Raw genomic sequence first — 18,567 nt, 5'->3', positions numbered from 1 at the left:
AGGTATTGATAAAGCTGAACGTATGTTCAAAATTGATAACCTGTTTGACGTGAAACATGTTAACTTAATGCATCATATTAATATTGCATTAAAAGCAAATAGAACAATGTTTAAAGATAAAGATTACGTTGTTGAAGATGGAGAAATTATGATTGTCGACCAATTTACAGGTCGTACAATGCCAGGTAGAAGATTCTCTGACGGCTTGCATCAAGCAATTGAAGCAAAAGAAGGACTCGAGATTCAAAATGAATCTAAAACAATGGCATCTATTACGTTCCAAAACTTCTTTAGAATGTATAACAAATTATCAGGTATGACTGGTACGGCTAAGACGGAAGAAGAAGAGTTCAGAAATATTTACAATATGACTGTTACGCAAATTCCAACAAATAGACCGATACAACGTAAAGATGAAGCGGACTTAATTTTTGCATCTCAAAAAGGTAAGTTTGATGCAGTTGTTAAAGATGTAATCGAGCTCTACAAGAAAGGTCAACCAGTATTATTAGGTACAGTTGCCGTTGAAACAAGTGAATATATTTCACAACTATTAAAGAAAAAAGGCGTTAGGCATAACGTATTGAATGCGAAAAACCACGAACGTGAAGCAGAAATTATTTTAAATGCAGGTCAAAAAGGTGCAGTAACCATTGCAACAAACATGGCCGGTCGTGGTACGGATATCAAGCTTGGTGAAGGCGTTGTTGAACTTGGTGGTTTAGCTGTTATTGGTACAGAACGTCACGAATCAAGACGTATCGATGACCAATTAAGAGGACGTTCAGGTCGTCAAGGTGACGTTGGTCGAAGTAGATTCTACTTATCATTACAAGATGAGTTGATGGTTCGTTTCGGATCAGAACGTATGCAATCTTTAATGGGTAAATTAGGTATGAATGATGATACACCAATTGAATCTAAAATGGTTTCTAGAGCAGTAGAATCTGCTCAAAAACGTGTTGAAGGTAATAACTTCGATGCACGTAAACGTTTATTAGAATACGATGATGTACTTAGAAAACAACGTGAAATCATTTACGGTGAACGTAATGATATTATCGAAAAAGATGATGTACAAGACATTGTTAAAGACATGATTAAATCATCATTAGAGCGTGGCGTGAACTATCACTTCGCAACAAATGAAGAAGAAATTGATTTTGAAGCGCTTGTTCAATATATTGAAGATTCATATTTACCACAAGGTGCAATTAAAGTTGATGATATTCGTGGTAGAGATTATGAAGATATCGTAGAAATTGTATTAGAAAAAATTAAAACACAATACAATGCTCAACAAGAAGACTTTGGTGATCAAATGTCTGAATTTGAACGTATGATTGTGTTAAGAACAATAGACCGTAAATGGACTGATCACATTGATACAATGGATCAATTACGTACAGGTATCCACTTAAGATCTTATGGTCAAATCAATCCACTTAGAGAGTACCAAAATGAAGGTTTGGATTTATTTGAAACAATGTTGAATGAAATAGAAGATGAAGTAAGTAAATACATTCTTAAATCAACAATTGATCGTGGCGAACAAGTTGAACGTGAACAAGTTGAAATAGGTGAAGCTAAACATGTGAGTGCAAACGATGGTAAAGAAAAAGTTAAACCAAAACCAATCGTAAAAGATGAACAAGTTGGCCGAAATGATCCATGTCCATGTGGTAGTGGTAAGAAATATAAAAACTGTCATGGTCAAGCATAAAGGAGTAATTTTATGGAATTAACGGAAATTAGACAAACATTAAATAAAAATAATGAAAAATTAATGAATATCAGGGGGTCTCTTTGACTTAGAAAATAAAGAGACGAACATTCAAGAATACGAAGAAATGATGGTTGATCCGTCATTCTGGGACGATCAAAATAAAGCACAAGACATCATTAACAAAAACAATGCATTAAAGTCTGTAGTCGGTGATTTTCATACTTTAGATCAACAGATTGAAGATTTGCTTACAACTGTTGAATTGTTACAAGAAGAATATGATGAAGATATGCACGAAATGCTTGAGCAGGATTTAAAAGCGTTACAAACAGACATCGATCAATTTGAATTGAAACTGCTACTTAATGGTGAACATGATGAAAACAACGCTATATTAGAATTGCATCCAGGTGCAGGTGGTACAGAATCTCAAGATTGGGGTTCAATGCTACTTAGAATGTATCAACGTTTCGCAGAACAAAAAGGCTTCAAAGTAGAAACGTTAGATTATCAAGCTGGAGATGAAGCGGGCATTAAAAGTGTCACAATTCTTATCAAAGGTCATAATGCATATGGATATTTAAAAGCTGAAAAAGGTGTCCATAGATTAGTGCGTATTTCGCCATTCGATTCATCAGGAAGACGTCATACATCATTTGTATCTTGTGATGTAACACCTGAATTTAATAATGAAAAAATAGAAATAGAAGTTAATTCTGAAGACATTACAGTCGATACTTATAGAGCATCTGGTGCAGGTGGACAGCACGTCAACACGACTGATTCAGCTGTTCGAATTACACACCAACCAACTGGTATCGTCGTAACATGTCAAAACGAAAGATCACAAATTAAAAATAGAGAACAAGCTATGAAAATGTTAAAAGCTAAACTCTACCAAAAAGAACTTGAAGAACAAGCAGCAGCTTTAGATGAAATTAGAGGCGAACAAAAAGAAATTGGATGGGGTAGTCAAATACGTTCATACGTATTTCATCCATATGCTATGGTTAAAGATCATAGAACTAATGAAGAAACAGGTAATACGAATGCAGTTATGGATGGTGACTTAGATCCATTTATCGATGCATATTTAAGAAGTCAAATTAATGAAAAATAATTTAAAGTAAGAGGCTAGGATGATTTTTAATATCCTAGTTTCTTTTATGATAATTTAAATTGTGAATTATTGAACAAAATGATGTCAGAGGATGGTTTACATGGTAAAATATAGTTGATAATAAAATGAATGGAGTGTTATACATGAAAATCAAAATGGGCATGATTTCTGTAATAGCATTATCATCGTTAGTATTTGTAGGATGTGGACAATCAAGCGATGATAGCAGCAAAGAAGAATACAGTTCACAAGGGGAAAAAATCTTTAAAAACAATTCTTGCGTAGGATGTCATGGTAAAGATTTAGATGGTGCATCTGGACCATCACTTAAAAAAGTCGGTGCCAAAATGTCTGAGTCTGATATTGAAAAAATTATCAACGAAGGTAAAGGCAATATGCCAAGCAAAGTTGTAGATGAAAAAGATGCAAAAGAAGTTGCTAAATGGTTAGCTAAACAAAAATAATCATTTATATTCATTTTGCATACAAATTGGAAATTTCACTTTGTTAAAACATAAGTATTTTAATTGAATATTGATAAATCAAAAAGACGATGTTAATTGTGTATAAATAATTAACATTGTCTTTTTAAATGTCTACATGACAGTCTTTAGTAACATTTTTATCTATAAAATTATAGAATGTTAACGTTTATATTACAGATTTGTAACAATACAATATTGAGAAAGATATTGTGCTATATTATTTCCAGTATTAATTGAGGAACATCATATAAATTAAAAATATAAACGTAAATACATACACTTCGGGAGGATATTTCATCATGAAGAAGACTTTCATTACATTAGCATCTGTAACTGCTTTAACAACTTTAGCAAATTCATCTGCCTATGCAGCTGATATTAAAGTAAAAGAAGGACAATCATTAGAGAATATTGCAGAAGAATATGGAACATCAGTATCTGAAATTAAATCTTTAAATAACATCGACGTAAATGTTAAGGTTGGACAAACATTAAAGGTATTAGAAGATAACATCTATACAATTCAAGATGGTGATACACTTAACAAAATAGCTGAAAAATTTGATGTTAATGTATCAGACTTAAAAGAATGGAACAATTTATCTTCAGATCTAATTTTAGTAGGTGATGAATTAAAAGTTGCAGCAGAAACTTCAGAACCAACTGCTGAACCTACTAGTTTGACAGTTAGTGCACCTGAATCTCCTGCTCAAGAAGATTCATTATTAAGATACGTATTTGAACAAACATCATATGGTAATGTTTACAATAGTGAAGACTCAGTTGCTTATGTTGCACCGACATTTAATCACAGTCAATCAACACAATATACAGAACCTGTTTCATACAGCCGACCAAATTCTGGTGGCGGAAGTAATTTATACACTTCTGGGCAATGTACGTACTATGCATTTAGTAAACGTCCAGATTTAGGTAATACTTGGGGTAATGCTAACAACTGGGCTAATGCAGCAGCTCAAGCTGGTTACACAGTAAACAACAGCCCATCAGCTGGTTCAATTTTACAATCAACTGCTGGTGGATATGGACATGTAGCTTATGTAGATAAAGTGAATTCAGATGGTTCAATTCAAGTTTCTGAAATGAACTACCAAGGTGTAGGCGTTGTATCTTCACGTACAATTTCAGCATCAGCAGCTGGTTCATATAATTATATTCATTAGTTTTTATAGAAATTTAATAAATAAGCAAGTAGTTAATTCCATTTAAGAATTTTAACTATTTGCTTTTTTTTATCATTATAGTTGATATAATAAACGTAAATGTTAGTGTAGAGGTTTGAAAACATGAAAAAAAGGTTAAAAATCATATTAGTTATACTTTTGTTATTGATTATTAGTGTCAGTGTTTATAAAGTATTAGATATCAATAAGTTTCAAACGGACGAACAGTTTAAAGAGCAACAAGGGAAGCAATCGTTTCAAAATAGTCATCCAGCTACAGGCATGAATGTAAATAATGAAACTGTAAATGTTTTTTCAACTGAAAAATCAAAACAATTAAAAGAGGTAACATCTAAAAATGATATTACAGTTATTAATTTATTTGCCTCTTGGTGTGACCCTTGTAAACGAGAAATGCCTGAACTTGTAAAATATGCAAAACATGAAGATAAAGGTGTCGAATTAGTTGGTTTAAATGTTAAAGATAAACGAAAACCAGCTAAACAATTAATGGACGATGTAAATGTGAATTATGATGTTTACGTTGCGCAAGATGATTTTCTTGAAAAGTTCAAATCGTATAATATACCTACAACTTTATTTGTAGATAAAAATGGCGAAATCAAAAAAGTGTATTTAGGTGAATTATCTGAAAAGACACTAAACAACTTAGTTACACAAGTTAAGGAGGAAATTTAATGGGGGTACATCAATATTTTAAAAGTTTGTCTGATTTAGAGAAATTAGTAAGATGTCCAGGTAAATTTAAATATCAAGACCATAATGTTGCAGCTCATTCCTTTAAAGTAACGAAAATAGCGCAATATTTAGCAACAGTAGAAGAACAAAATGGTCAAGAAATAGACTGGAAACTTGTTTATGAAAAAGCTTTGAACCATGATTATCCTGAAATATTTACAGGTGACATTAAGACACCTGTAAAATATGCGTCTTATGAAATTAAAAAATTATTCTCTCAAGTTGAAGAAGAGATGATCGATAAATTTATAACAGAAGAATTTCCTGAGCAATATCAAGATATATATAGACATAGACTACAAGAGGGTAAAGATGATAGTATAGAAGGGCAAATATTAAGTGTTGCTGATAAAATTGATTTATTGTATGAATCTTTTGGTGAAATTCAGAAGAGAAATCCAGAACCTTTATTCTTCGAAATTTATGAAAGTTCATTGGAAACCATCATGCAATTTGATCATTTAGCATCTGTACAAGATTTTATTCAACATATTATACCTGATATGTTACAAGAAAAATTTATACCACGTTCAGAGTTAAGAGAGATAACAATGACGATACTTGAGAAACGTGAAACAAAAAGGAGTTAGTGAATTGAATGATTTGGCCGATTCTAGCTTTGTTTCTTCCTTGTTTAATGGTTATTATTTTCACGCAAATTGCTCAAAATAAATGGATTGGTTTACTTGTATCCAGTATTATAATTGGTGTTTCGGTTTATAAAGGCTTTTTTAATAATGAGCTCATTATGTTGTTAGATGTATTGAGTTTAGTAGCTGGCTTTTATATAGTAGATACACTTAAAATAGATAAAATTGAATCAAGATAGATAAGAGGAATAATCATTTAGATTTTTCCTCTTATTTGTATGTAATTTTAAAATTAACGAACAAATGTTTGGTCATTTTTACAAATTTTTGATAAAATAAATATATATATATTACAGAAAATGAGGAGGTTCCTATGCAACATTTTCCTTTTAAAATACATTCTGACTACTCTCCGCAAGGTGATCAGCCAGAAGCGATTAAATCTCTTGTAAAAGGCATTAATGATGGCAAGAGACATCAAACTTTACTAGGTGCGACAGGTACAGGTAAAACGTTTACGATGAGTAATGTCATTAAAGAAGTCGGTAAACCAACATTGATCATTGCACATAATAAAACGTTGGCTGGACAGTTATATAGTGAGTTTAAAGAATTCTTTCCTGAGAATAGAGTAGAATATTTCGTAAGTTATTATGATTATTATCAACCTGAAGCATATGTACCTCAAACGGATACTTTTATTGAAAAGGATGCCTCTATAAATGATGAAATTGATAAACTTCGACATTCAGCTACTAGTGCATTGTTTGAACGAGATGATGTTATCGTTATTGCGAGTGTCAGCTGTATTTATGGTTTAGGTAATCCAGAAGAATATAAAGACTTAGTTGTAAGTACACGTGTTGGTATGGAAATGGAACGTAATGAACTGTTAAGAAAGCTTGTTGATAACCAATATTCACGTAATGATATAGATTTTAGACGTGGGACATTTAGAGTTAGAGGAGATGTTGTAGAAATATTTCCAGCATCACGTGATGAACTATGTGTCAGAGTGGAGTTCTTTGGAGATGAAATCGATAGAATTCGAGAAGTGAATTACTTAACAGGTGAAGTTATTGCTGAAAGAGAACATTTTCTATTTTATCCCGCATCTCACTTCGTAACACGTGAAGAAAAAATGAAAGTTGCGATTGAGCGTATTGAGAAAGAACTTGAAGAACGATTGGCAGAACTTCGAAAAGAAAATAAACTTTTAGAAGCTCAACGACTTGAACAAAGAACGAATTATGATTTAGAAATGATGAGAGAAATGGGTTTTTGTTCAGGCATTGAGAACTATTCTGTACATTTAACGTTACGACCAAAAGGTTCTACACCATATACTTTATTAGATTACTTTGGTGATGATTGGTTAGTGATGATTGATGAATCTCATGTAACACTTCCTCAAATTAGAGGCATGTATAATGGTGACCAAGCGAGAAAAAATGTTTTAGTAGAACATGGCTTTAGACTACCAAGTGCTTTAGATAATAGACCGCTTAAATTTGAAGAATTTGAAGAAAAAACGAAACAGTTGGTTTATGTTTCAGCAACACCAGGACCATATGAAATTGAACATACTGATGAAATGGTCGAACAAATTATTCGTCCAACTGGTTTGTTAGATCCGATTGTTGAAGTCAGACCAAGTGAAAATCAAATAGATGATTTAATGGCTGAAATTAATGAAAGAATAGAAAGAAATGAACGTGTATTAATTACAACATTAACTAAAAAAATGAGTGAAGATTTAACGACTTATTTAAAAGAAGCCGGCATTAAAGTGAATTATTTACACTCAGAAATAAAAACATTAGAAAGAATAGAAATCATTAGAGACTTAAGAATGGGTGTTTATGATGTATTAGTTGGGATTAACTTACTAAGAGAAGGTTTAGATATCCCAGAAGTTTCGCTTGTGACGATTTTAGATGCAGATAAAGAAGGTTTCTTGAGATCAGAGCGTTCGTTGATTCAAACGATTGGTCGAGCTGCACGTAATGATAAAGGTAAAGTTATTATGTATGCTGATAAAATTACAGATTCTATGAGAACAGCATTAGATGAAACAAGTAGAAGACGTGCTACTCAAGAAGCGTACAATGAAGAACACAATATAACACCACAAACAATTAATAAGAAAATACGTGATGTCATATCAGCAACAGTAGAAACGGATGAAGTAACCGAAAAAGATACTAAAAAAGCGCCTAAGAAACTTACGAAAAAAGAAAGAGAAAAGACAATTGAGCGCATAGAAAAAGAAATGAAAGATGCTGCGAAAGATTTAGATTTCGAGCGTGCATCTGAACTAAGAGATATATTATTTGAACTAAAAGCAGAAAGGTGACTGAGATGAAAAACAAATCCATCATCGTAAAAGGTGCAAGAGCACATAATTTAAAAGATATAGATATAGAAATACCTAAAGATCAACTTGTTGTTATGACTGGATTATCTGGTTCAGGAAAGTCGTCTTTAGCATTTGATACGATATATGCAGAAGGTCAAAGAAGATATGTAGAATCATTAAGTGCATATGCGAGACAATTTTTAGGACAGATGGACAAACCAGATGTAGATTTAATTGATGGTCTTTCTCCAGCTATATCAATCGATCAAAAGACAACAAGTAAAAACCCAAGATCAACTGTTGCTACCGTAACTGAAATATATGATTATTTAAGATTATTATATGCGAGAGTTGGAAGACCAATATGTCCAAACCATGGTATTGAAATTAAATCACAAACGGTTCAACAAATGGTCGATCAAGTCATGGAGTTAGAAGAAAGAACAAAAATACAAATTCTTTCACCAATCGTTTCAGGACGTAAAGGTACACATAAGAAATTAATCGAAGACATTGCTAAAAAAGGCTATGCAAGGTTAAAAGTAGATGGCGATATTTTAGATGTAGATGATGTTCCAGATTTAAACAAAAATCAAAATCATTCTATTGATGTCGTGATTGATAGACTTGTCATTAAACCAGGTATTGAAGCGAGGTTAGCTGATTCATTACAAACAGCGCTAGAATTAGCTGATGGTAATGCAGTTGCTGATATTATTGATGGTGATGAAATTAAATTTTCTGAACACCATGCTTGTCCTATTTGTGGTTTCTCAGTAGATCAATTAGAACCTAGAATGTTCTCATTTAACAATCCATTTGGTGCTTGTCCATCTTGTGATGGATTAGGAAGTAAACTAACTGTAGATATTGATTTGGTTGTGCCAGATAAGACTTTAAGTTTAAATGAAGGTGCAATTTTACCATGGCAGCCAATCAGTTCTAATTATTATCCAACTTTATTAAAACAAGCTTGTGAACATTTTAATATTGACATGGATAAACCATTTAATAAATTAACGAAAAAAGAAAAGAACATCGTCTTAAGAGGTCATGATGATGAAATAGAATTTAAATTCAATCAAGATTATGGCGTTAAAACAGAAAGAAAGAGAACGATGGCTTTTGAAGGTGTACTGAATAATATTGAACGTCGTTACCATGATTCACCATCTGAATACGTTAGAGAAGTGATGCAAAAATACATGGTAGAAAAAACTTGTGAAACATGTGATGGTTATCGTTTAAATGAAAAAGTACTTTCTGTCAAAGTAGATGGCCAACATATCGGTGAAGTAGTCAGGTATTCAATTTATAATGCAATCAAACATTTTGATAATCTAGATTTAGATGAAACAGAACGTAAAATTGCGAAGCTCATCTTAAAAGAAATACATGAAAGATTATCTTTCTTAAATAATGTAGGTTTAGAATATTTAACACTCAATCGAGCATCAGGTACATTATCTGGTGGGGAAGCACAACGTATCAGACTGGCAACTCAAATTGGTTCTAGATTATCAGGTGTGTTATATGTGCTAGATGAGCCTTCTATCGGTTTACATCAAAGAGACAATGATCGATTAATTGATACATTGAAATCTATGAGAGATATGGGTAATACATTAATTGTCGTTGAACATGATGAAGACACGATGAAAGCGGCGGATTATTTAATTGATATAGGTCCAAAAGCAGGTGTACATGGTGGTGAAGTAGTTGCGAGTGGTACACCTGAAGAAGTTATGGCAAATGAACAATCTTTAACAGGTAAATACTTAAGCGGTAAAGAGAAAGTCTTTGTACCGTCTAAACGAAGAAAAATCACGAAACGTAAAATATCTGTTAAAGGTGCGACAAGTAATAACTTGAAAAATGTCGATGTAGACTTCCCATTATCAGTTATGACATGTGTAACAGGTGTTTCAGGTTCTGGTAAAAGTTCATTAGTAAATGAAGTATTATACAAAGGTTTGCAAAAACAATTGTATAACACGAAAACAAAACCAGGTGAACATAAATCTATAAAAGGTGTAAATGAAATTGAAAAAATTATAGATATTGACCAATCACCAATTGGTAGAACGCCACGTTCAAACCCCGCAACTTATACAGGCGTATTTGATGATATTAGAGATGTATTTAGCCAAACGAATGAGGCAAAAGTGAGAGGCTATCAAAAAGGAAGATTCAGTTTTAATGTTAAAGGTGGCCGTTGTGAAGCTTGTAAAGGTGACGGAATCATTAAAATTGAAATGCATTTCTTACCAGATGTATACGTACCATGTGAAGTTTGTGATGGAAAACGTTATAATAGAGAAACATTAGAAGTAACTTATAAAGGAAAAAGTATTTCTGATGTATTAGAAATGACAGTAGAAGATGCTTATCACTTTTTCGAAAGTTTACCTAAGATAAATAGAAAATTAAAAACAATAGTAGATGTTGGTTTAGGATATGTTAAACTAGGTCAACCTGCAACAACTTTATCAGGCGGTGAAGCACAACGTGTGAAACTTGCTTCAGAACTTCATAGACGATCTAATGGTAAGTCTTTATATATACTTGATGAACCAACAACAGGTTTACATGTAGATGATATTAAACGTTTATTAAGTGTGTTAAATAGACTCGTTGAAAATGGCGACTCTGTTATCATTATTGAACATAATTTAGATGTCATTAAAACAGCAGACTATATTATAGATTTAGGTCCAGAAGGTGGAGATGGTGGCGGTGAAATAATTGCTACTGGAACACCAGAAGACATTGTTGAAGTAGAAGCATCTTATACTGGTAAATATTTAAAACCAATTTTAGAACGAGATCGATCATAAACCAGGAGGGGTTATTTATGAACGAAGTACAATTAAAAATTTTAGACCTTATTGAAGGTGGGAAAATTACTGTTGATGAAGCGGTGAAGTTACTTGATGCAACATCGAATAATCAAAAATCATCATCACCTTTTGATAAGAAATCTAAAGAAAATGTAGAAAATTTATTTGAAGACTTATTAGATAAATTTAAGACAACTGCCAAATCAGGTAAAACTGAATTTGAAAAGCAGTTTAAGGATAATGAAGGATCAGGTCAAGATCCTATTCAACAATTAGATGAATCATTAAGAAATATCATTAGAAATTTCAACAAAAATAACGACCAAAACAAAGATATTTAATTTTTAACCCTAGAAACGATAAAAAGTTTCTAGGGTTTTTATATTTGCTGAAACTGTTGTAATATTGATAATGATTGCAGTTAAGGTTAAAGTTCATTAGAATTAACATATATTAACCTAGAGGTGAACCCTATGATATCAAGTAGTAAATTAATAGAGCAATTTAATTTGGAAGTTATTGCCGGGAAAAATGGCTTACATCGTAAAGTAACAGAAACAGATATATCACGTCCTGGTCTAGAAATGGCTGGGTATTTTTCACATTATTCATCAGATAGAATTCAAGTATTAGGCACAACTGAGTTGTCATTTTATAATTTGTTGCCTGATGAAGAGAAAAAAGGTAGAATGGCTAAATTGTGTAGACCCGAAACACCAGCTATCATTATCACACGAGGCCTAGATGCACCAGAAGAACTCATTCAAAGTTGTAATGAAAACAACACACCACTTTTAAAAAGTGAGTCTTCAACGACTAAATTGATGGGGCAAGTAACCGGATATTTAGAACGTGAACTAGCACCTGAAACATCATTACATGGCGTACTCGTAGATGTTTACGGTGTAGGTGTATTAATTACTGGTGATAGTGGTGTCGGTAAAAGTGAAACTGCATTAGAACTTGTTAAACGAGGTCACAGACTTGTTGCTGATGATAATGTTGAAATTAAAGAAATCAATAAAAATGAATTAATTGGTAAAGCACCTAAGATCATCGAACATTTACTTGAAATACGAGGTCTTGGTATTATTAATGTTATGACTTTATTTGGTGCGGGATCTATCTTGATGGAGAAAAGAATCAAGTTAAACATCAATTTAGAAACATGGAACAAAGAAAAAATATATGACAGAGTTGGATTGAATGAAGAAACTTTAAAAATATTAGATTCAAAAATAACTAAAAAGACAATTCCTGTTAGACCTGGTAGAAACTTAGCAGTCATCATTGAAGTTGCTGCAATGAACTACCGTTTAAATAATATGGGTATTAATACTGCTGAAGAGTTTAATAATCGTCTTAATGCAGAAATTTTGAAAAATGCACGTAAGGAGAATGAATAATGGAAGTGTTAGGCATTGATCCCGTAGCCATACAATTAGGGCCGCTAGCAATAAGATGGTATGGTATTATCATAGCTTCAGGTATATTAATTGGATATCTTATCGCACAAAGAACTGCTAAAAAAGTTGGAATAAAAGAAGAATCACTTATAGATTTAATTATATGGTGTGTCGTAATGGCAATTATCTGTGCACGTATTTATTACGTAGCGTTTGAATGGGATTATTACAGTCAACATTTAGCAGAGATACCACTTATTATGAATGGTGGTATAGCTATTCATGGTGGATTGATTGGTGCCTTTTTAACAGGTTTCATCATATGTCGTAAAAAGAATTTATCATTCTTCCAAATGGTTGATATTGTTGCGCCAAGTATTATTTTAGCACAAGCGATTGGTAGATGGGGTAACTTTATGAATCAAGAAGCTCACGGTGGACCTGTTTCACGTAGTTTCCTTGAAAATTTACATATACCTGAATTTATCATTAGCCATATGCAAATAGATGGTATTTATTACCAACCAACATTCTTATATGAATCTATTTGGAATATAATCGGCTTTGTCATTTTATTACTCATTAGACCTCAATTGAAAATTGGGGAGACATTCTTTGCTTATTTAATTTATTATTCAATTGGTAGATTCTATATAGAAGGTTTAAGAACGGATAGCTTGATGCTTACTGAACATTTAAGAATTGCTCAAGTTATCTCTATTGTAATTATTGTTGTTTCTATTGCTTGTATTATATATAGAAGAGTACGTTATAATCCGAAAAAATTCAGAGATGTTAAAGGTTATTATCATAACTAATGTGAAAGAAGTGTTTACGTGAGAGCATTAAAGACTAAAAAAGTAGATGGTGAGAATCCATTATGGAAAATGTATGAAACAGTACGTTTTATAAAAGTATTTAAAAATGTTATTATCATTGAAATTAGTAGATATTTACCGAGTGTTAAATGGAAACATTTTCTATACAGAAAAGGGCTTAAGATGAAAATTGGACAAAAGACAGCTTTTGCATTTAAAGCAACGCCTGATATTATGTATCCTGAACTTATAACTATCGGTAAAAACTGTGTAATAGGATATAATGCAACCATTCTATGTCATGAATATTTAGTCGAAGAATATAGAATTGGCCGTGTAAACATTGGAGATAATGTATTAGTTGGTGCAAATGCCACTATACTTGCAGGCGTGAGTATAGGTGATAATGCTGTTATAGCAAGTGGTACAATCGTGACGAAAGATGTACCTGATGATATGATGGCATATGGCAATCCTATGGAACTTAAAAAAAGGCGGTGAGTCAGTCGTTGGGAGAAAATTCAAATGTCATACACGTAAAGTTTGATAAAGACTTCTATTATCATAAAGCAATGGAAAAAATGAGAGAACAAGATTTCGGATATGCCGAGTCTTTATTTAAAAAAGCGCTTGAACTATCACCTAATGATTTTGTTATTATACCGCCTTATGCTGAATGTCTTGTAGAGCTGAATAAAAATACCGAAGCAGAAGAAATGATGTTCAATCAAATTGTGAAAGAAAATTTTGTAACGGATTATTATTTTTATTTAAGTCAAATGTATATAAAGACGAATGAACCTAATAAAGCATTTTTATTTGGTTTAAGGTATGTAACAGAAGAGGACGACCAAGATTATTTTGAAGAAATGATTCAAATGTTTGAAGTAAAGTATGATGATCAAACAATTGTGGAAGAAGAAGCGGAAAGATTTGTTATTCAACATATTTTTCAATACTTATTTTCACATGGTAGGTTACAAGAAGCGAATGAATATATTGATAGACAACGTGCTAAAATACAAGAAGATAAGCATATTATGAATTTAAAAGCGATGTCTATGTTATACAATAGTCAATATGACGAAGCGGAGATATTATTACAAACGATATTGGAAGATAATCCTTCTGATATTTACGCTTTATGTCATATGACATTATTGCTTTATAACACGCAACAGATAGAACGTTATGAGCAATATCTGAATCAATTAAGTAAATTACATCCTATTAACGATGAAGAATCTTTTAAATTGGGTGTTGTTCTAAGCTATTTAGGAAAGCATAAACCTTCTAATCAATTATTAGTGCCTCTTCTAAAAAAAGCACAAGCTGCTACGCCACAACTACACCACGCCTTAAGTTACAACTTCTATCATTTAGGTTATTTAGATGAAGCGAAAAGACATTGGCAAAGATTTGAAGATAGTGTACAATATCATAGTCAATTGCCACCTTGGAAAATTGACGAACTAAAAGATATGTTAGATTGTCATGTATTACCTTTATTAAAAGACGAAGACTATCGATATAGATTATATGGCATATTTTTATTAGGGCATATGAAACATAGAGAACTCGTTATGTCTCATGAAATATGGGAAGTTCTAGAAAGTTTACCAGACTATGAAAGGTTATATATAACGTATACTTTTCAAGATTTACACTTAAATAAGTTAGGCTTTATTGATAAAGGTATGAAGCTTATCGAACAATCCATATATCAGAAATATGGAAAAGAGATTTTTGTATCATGGATTGAACATGCAGAAATGCTCATTGCAGATAATGAATCGATTGAACAAGTTGAACATTATGTTGCAGCATCCATTTATATTTATTTAAAGATGCTAAATAAAAAAATAACTAAAAAAGAGATTAAAGATACATTTCATATTACTACGTATCGTTTGAATAAAGCGATCAATGCTATTTTGAGCATATAGTTATGAATAGTAATGATTATGATGTACAATTCTACTGAATTAATAAGAGGAGGCAGTTTATAAATGACTACACAAGTAGATTATGATGTAATTATAGTTGGGGCAGGACCAGCAGGAATGACTGCTGCAGTGTATGCTTCAAGAGCAAATTTATCAACTGTAATGATAGAACGAGGTATGCCAGGTGGACAAATGGCAAACACTGAAGATGTAGAGAACTTCCCTGGCTTTGATTTAATAACAGGTCCAGACTTATCAACTAAAATGTTTACACATGCACAAAAATTTGGTGCTAAATATGAATATGGTGACATTAAAGAAATAGAAGATAAAGGTTCTTATAAAGTTGTAAATATGGGTGACAAAACATTAACAGCTCGTGCAATTATCATTGCAACTGGTGCAGAATACAAAAAAATAGGTGTACCAGGTGAACAAGAATTAGGTGGACGCGGTGTAAGTTACTGTGCAGTATGTGACGGTGCATTCTTTAAAGGGAAAAACTTATACGTAATCGGTGGCGGAGATTCAGCTGTCGAAGAAGGTATTTTCTTAACTAAATTTGCAGACAAAGTTACAATTGTTCACAGAAGAGACGAATTAAGAGCTCAAAAAATCATTCAAGACCGTGCATTTAAAAATGATAAAATTGATTTCATTTGGAACACTACATTAAAAACAATTAATGAAAAAGATGGTAAAGTTGGATCAGTAACATTAGTTTCAACTGAAGACGGATCAGAGTCAGAACACCAAGCTGACGGTGTATTCATCTATATCGGTATGAAACCATTAACTAAACCATTTGAATCATTAGGTATTTTAAATGAAAATGGCTATATCGAAACAAATGATGAAATGGAAACTAAAGTGCCAGGTGTATATGCAGCAGGCGATGTTCGTGAAAAAACTTTACGTCAAATCGTTACAGCAACAGGTGACGGAAGTATCGCAGCACAAAATGCACAAGCATATATCGAATCATTAGAAGACGAAGAACAATTAATATAATTTGAGTAGTGAAGAGGCGAGGACACATGTCCCGCCTCTTTTTTTATGTGGATGGTAAAAGGTGCGGATTGTGATTATCGGTCCAGAAACGGAAAATATGGACCGATACGGAAAATTATCGGTCCAGAAATGAGATTTTCAGGCCGATAAAAATAATTATAGACCCGAAAACAGGATTTTCAGGCCGATAAATAAAATTACCGACCCGAAAACGTAACATCAATATAATCAACTCTATTTCATAAGTGATTACTACCTTTATATAACGGGAAAGATACACTTGTATTGGCCATTTATTTAATGTTTTTTATGGTGTAATCATGTAAGATAAAGGTATATATGATCGTTAAAGGAGAACTGTTATGCAACCTATCGACAAAACTAATGTAAAAAATGAACTTCTTGTAGTTACAGGAATGTCCGGTGCGGGTAAATCAGTCGCACTACAAGCTTTAGAAGATTTAGGATATTTTTGTGTTGATAATTTACCGCCTATATTATTGCAAAAATTTGTTGATTTAATGGACCAGGGTAATCCTTCTTTATCAAAAGTTGCAATTGGTATCGATTTAAGAGGTAAGGATTTCTTTGGAGATTTAAGAGATGAATTAGATTATATACAAAGTGAGAAAAGAGTCTTAGTAGACATTATCTTTTTAGAAGCAAGTGATAAAAAATTAATTTCTAGATATAAAGAAACGAGAAGAACACATCCTTTAAGCGAGGAAGGTAGTTTATTATCTGCAATTGAAAGAGAAAGAGCATTACTAAGTGATATTAAAGGTATCAGTAACTTTGTGATTGATACGACTGAAATGAAGCCTAAAGAATTGAAACAAGAACTTGTAGAAACATTTGAAGAAGATCCTTCTACAACATTTCAAGTAAGAGTGATGAGCTTTGGTTTCAAACATGGTATGCCTATTGATGCAGATATAGTCTTTGATGTACGATTTTTGCCAAATCCATATTATGTTGAAGAATTAAGACCTATGACAGGTCTCGACGATGAAGTTTATCAATATGTTATGAAATGGAAAGAGACGAATACATTTTATAAAAAGTTTAGTGATCTGTTAATGTTTATGTTGCCTGGTTATAAGAAAGAAGGGAAATCTCAATTGACGATTGCAATTGGTTGTACAGGTGGTCAACATAGATCTGTAGCACTTGCAAAACGTTTAGGGGAAGATATTAAAGAGAACTTTGACTATGTTGTGTATACATCACATCGCGATGCACATATTGAAAGTAAGCCAAGAACATGAAAAGATTAAAAGTCGTCTTAATTGGCGGAGGAACCGGCCTTTCTGTATTAGCAAGAGGGTTAAAGGATTATCCAATAGATATTACAGCCATCGTAACTGTAGCAGATGATGGCGGTAGTACTGGTAAAATTCGTGATGTGATGGATATACCTGCTCCTGGCGATATCAGAAATGTATTAGCAGCACTTAGTGACACAGAACCAATGCTTGAAAAGTTATTCCAATATCGTTTTGAAGAAGAAGAACTTGGTAGTCATTCAATCGGAAATTTATTGTTAGCAGCTATGACAAATATTACGGATGATTTTGGACATGCTGTAAAAGAATTGAGTAAGTTATTGAATATTAAAGGGCAAGTCATTCCATCCACAACGAGAAGTGTCGTGTTAAATGCAGTTATGTCAGATGGTGAAATCATTGTTGGGGAATCTAATATTCCTAAGACTGAAAAGAAAATTGAAAAAGTATTTTTGACACCTCAAGATATTGAACCGATGAAAGAAGCAATAGATGCGATTGAAGAAGCAGATTTAATCGTTATGGGACCAGGTTCTTTATATACAAGTATTATGCCTAATTTAATTTTGAATAAAGTTAAAGATGCCATTGTTAATACTGAAGCAGAAAGACTATATGTATGTAACCTTATGACTCAAAAAGGTGAGACAACGGGTTATTCAGTAAGTGATCATGTTAAAGCGATTCATGACCATGTAGGTGCATCATTCATTGACTTTGTTATATGTCAAAATGAGCGTTTCAATAAAGATATCCTATTAAGATATGAACAGGAAGAAGCTAAACAAGTTGAATTTGATGGTGAGAAGTTGAAAGACATGGGTGTACAGTGTATTCATGATAATGAATTAGTGAGTATCACACCTCATCAATACATTAGACATAACAATAAAGTGTTGGCACAACTCATTTACGAAATTGCCTTAAGAGAAATCAGTACAATCCAATACAAGAAAGATAAATAATCATTTCGTCTAGAGAAAACAGTCAAACTTAAAAAATGATATTACATGAAGCAAATGTGGCATGAATGATTG

General features: G+C 32.4%; 17 protein-coding genes. All 17 read left to right on the top strand.

The features are described 5' to 3' along the window. A partial coding sequence (locus tag CD035_RS04830) for a preprotein translocase subunit SecA (RefSeq protein WP_229412516.1) occupies nucleotides 1-1,723 on the top strand: 1,723 nt, incomplete at its 5' end. 12 nt (nucleotides 1,724-1,735) lie between these two features. Beyond that, nucleotides 1,736-2,846, top strand: a protein-coding gene (gene prfB, locus CD035_RS04825; protein WP_103354192.1) for a peptide chain release factor 2 whose coding sequence is annotated in 2 segments (ribosomal slippage) — nucleotides 1,736-1,807 and nucleotides 1,809-2,846 — 1,110 coding nt in all. Because the reading frame shifts where the segments join, the coding sequence is not laid out codon by codon here. A gap of 143 nt (nucleotides 2,847-2,989) precedes the next feature. After that, on the top strand, nucleotides 2,990-3,310 hold the full coding sequence (locus CD035_RS04820; RefSeq protein ID WP_048539918.1) for a c-type cytochrome: 321 nt from the start codon (nucleotides 2,990-2,992) through the stop codon (nucleotides 3,308-3,310). A 320-nt stretch (nucleotides 3,311-3,630) separates the two neighbouring features. Beyond that, entirely contained in the window at nucleotides 3,631-4,515 is an 885-nt protein-coding gene (locus tag CD035_RS04815) for a LysM peptidoglycan-binding domain-containing protein (protein ID WP_048539917.1), read from the top strand. 123 nt (nucleotides 4,516-4,638) lie between these two features. After that, nucleotides 4,639-5,214, top strand: coding sequence for a TlpA family protein disulfide reductase (locus CD035_RS04810; RefSeq protein WP_048539916.1), 576 nt, complete (start codon nucleotides 4,639-4,641; stop codon nucleotides 5,212-5,214). After that, nucleotides 5,214-5,864 (top strand): HD domain-containing protein, encoded by a 651-nt coding sequence (locus tag CD035_RS04805; protein WP_025904529.1) that lies wholly within the window; start codon nucleotides 5,214-5,216, stop codon nucleotides 5,862-5,864. Before CD035_RS04810 ends, CD035_RS04805 begins: the two co-directional genes overlap by 1 nt. 8 nt (nucleotides 5,865-5,872) lie before the next feature. Continuing rightward, entirely contained in the window at nucleotides 5,873-6,103 is a 231-nt protein-coding gene (locus CD035_RS04800) for a DUF2198 family protein (RefSeq protein WP_025904530.1), read from the top strand. A gap of 134 nt (nucleotides 6,104-6,237) precedes the next feature. After that, the gene (gene uvrB, locus CD035_RS04795) at nucleotides 6,238-8,220 is read left to right on the top strand and encodes an excinuclease ABC subunit UvrB (protein ID WP_048539915.1); all 1,983 of its coding nucleotides are present in this window, start codon (nucleotides 6,238-6,240) and stop codon (nucleotides 8,218-8,220) included. A 5-nt stretch (nucleotides 8,221-8,225) separates the two neighbouring features. Next, nucleotides 8,226-11,060: an excinuclease ABC subunit UvrA gene (gene uvrA / locus CD035_RS04790; RefSeq protein WP_048539914.1), complete on the top strand. Its 2,835-nt coding sequence runs from the start codon at nucleotides 8,226-8,228 to the stop codon at nucleotides 11,058-11,060. A gap of 17 nt (nucleotides 11,061-11,077) precedes the next feature. Then, a complete protein-coding gene (locus tag CD035_RS04785; protein ID WP_048539913.1) occupies nucleotides 11,078-11,404 on the top strand; it encodes an SHOCT-like domain-containing protein in 327 nt (108 codons plus the stop codon). Between the two features lie 132 nt (nucleotides 11,405-11,536). Next, nucleotides 11,537-12,469: an HPr(Ser) kinase/phosphatase gene (gene hprK / locus CD035_RS04780; RefSeq protein ID WP_048539912.1), complete on the top strand. Its 933-nt coding sequence runs from the start codon at nucleotides 11,537-11,539 to the stop codon at nucleotides 12,467-12,469. Continuing rightward, nucleotides 12,469-13,287, top strand: coding sequence for a prolipoprotein diacylglyceryl transferase (gene lgt, locus CD035_RS04775; RefSeq protein WP_048539911.1), 819 nt, complete (start codon nucleotides 12,469-12,471; stop codon nucleotides 13,285-13,287). The genes hprK and lgt overlap by 1 nt, the downstream gene beginning before the upstream one ends. A gap of 18 nt (nucleotides 13,288-13,305) precedes the next feature. Continuing rightward, complete coding sequence (locus CD035_RS04770) at nucleotides 13,306-13,788, top strand: acyltransferase (protein WP_048539910.1); 483 nt, start codon at nucleotides 13,306-13,308, stop codon at nucleotides 13,786-13,788. A gap of 8 nt (nucleotides 13,789-13,796) precedes the next feature. Beyond that, a complete protein-coding gene (locus CD035_RS04765) occupies nucleotides 13,797-15,233 on the top strand; it encodes a tetratricopeptide repeat protein (protein WP_048539909.1) in 1,437 nt (478 codons plus the stop codon). A gap of 63 nt (nucleotides 15,234-15,296) precedes the next feature. Beyond that, entirely contained in the window at nucleotides 15,297-16,244 is a 948-nt protein-coding gene (trxB, locus tag CD035_RS04760) for a thioredoxin-disulfide reductase (RefSeq protein ID WP_048539908.1), read from the top strand. A 362-nt stretch (nucleotides 16,245-16,606) separates the two neighbouring features. After that, nucleotides 16,607-17,512, top strand: coding sequence for an RNase adapter RapZ (rapZ, locus tag CD035_RS04755; RefSeq protein ID WP_048539907.1), 906 nt, complete (start codon nucleotides 16,607-16,609; stop codon nucleotides 17,510-17,512). Further along, entirely contained in the window at nucleotides 17,509-18,495 is a 987-nt protein-coding gene (locus tag CD035_RS04750) for a gluconeogenesis factor YvcK family protein (protein WP_048539906.1), read from the top strand. Before rapZ ends, CD035_RS04750 begins: the two co-directional genes overlap by 4 nt. Nucleotides 18,496-18,567 lie beyond the last annotated feature (72 nt).

The organism is Mammaliicoccus sciuri (genome assembly GCF_002901825.1).
Taxonomy (GTDB): Bacteria; Bacillota; Bacilli; order Staphylococcales; family Staphylococcaceae; genus Mammaliicoccus; species Mammaliicoccus sciuri.
This window is presented reverse-complemented; position numbering and strand designations above follow the sequence as displayed.

Coding starts and splice junctions, on each gene's coding strand:
- CD035_RS04820 (WP_048539918.1), top strand. CDS start 2,990: ATGAAAATCAAAATGGGCATGATTTCTGTAATAGCATTATCATCGTTA.
- CD035_RS04815 (WP_048539917.1), top strand. CDS start 3,631: ATGAAGAAGACTTTCATTACATTAGCATCTGTAACTGCTTTAACAACT.
- CD035_RS04810 (WP_048539916.1), top strand. CDS start 4,639: ATGAAAAAAAGGTTAAAAATCATATTAGTTATACTTTTGTTATTGATT.
- CD035_RS04805 (WP_025904529.1), top strand. CDS start 5,214: ATGGGGGTACATCAATATTTTAAAAGTTTGTCTGATTTAGAGAAATTA.
- CD035_RS04800 (WP_025904530.1), top strand. CDS start 5,873: ATGATTTGGCCGATTCTAGCTTTGTTTCTTCCTTGTTTAATGGTTATT.
- uvrB (WP_048539915.1), top strand. CDS start 6,238: ATGCAACATTTTCCTTTTAAAATACATTCTGACTACTCTCCGCAAGGT.
- uvrA (WP_048539914.1), top strand. CDS start 8,226: ATGAAAAACAAATCCATCATCGTAAAAGGTGCAAGAGCACATAATTTA.
- CD035_RS04785 (WP_048539913.1), top strand. CDS start 11,078: ATGAACGAAGTACAATTAAAAATTTTAGACCTTATTGAAGGTGGGAAA.
- hprK (WP_048539912.1), top strand. CDS start 11,537: ATGATATCAAGTAGTAAATTAATAGAGCAATTTAATTTGGAAGTTATT.
- lgt (WP_048539911.1), top strand. CDS start 12,469: ATGGAAGTGTTAGGCATTGATCCCGTAGCCATACAATTAGGGCCGCTA.
- trxB (WP_048539908.1), top strand. CDS start 15,297: ATGACTACACAAGTAGATTATGATGTAATTATAGTTGGGGCAGGACCA.
- rapZ (WP_048539907.1), top strand. CDS start 16,607: ATGCAACCTATCGACAAAACTAATGTAAAAAATGAACTTCTTGTAGTT.
- CD035_RS04750 (WP_048539906.1), top strand. CDS start 17,509: ATGAAAAGATTAAAAGTCGTCTTAATTGGCGGAGGAACCGGCCTTTCT.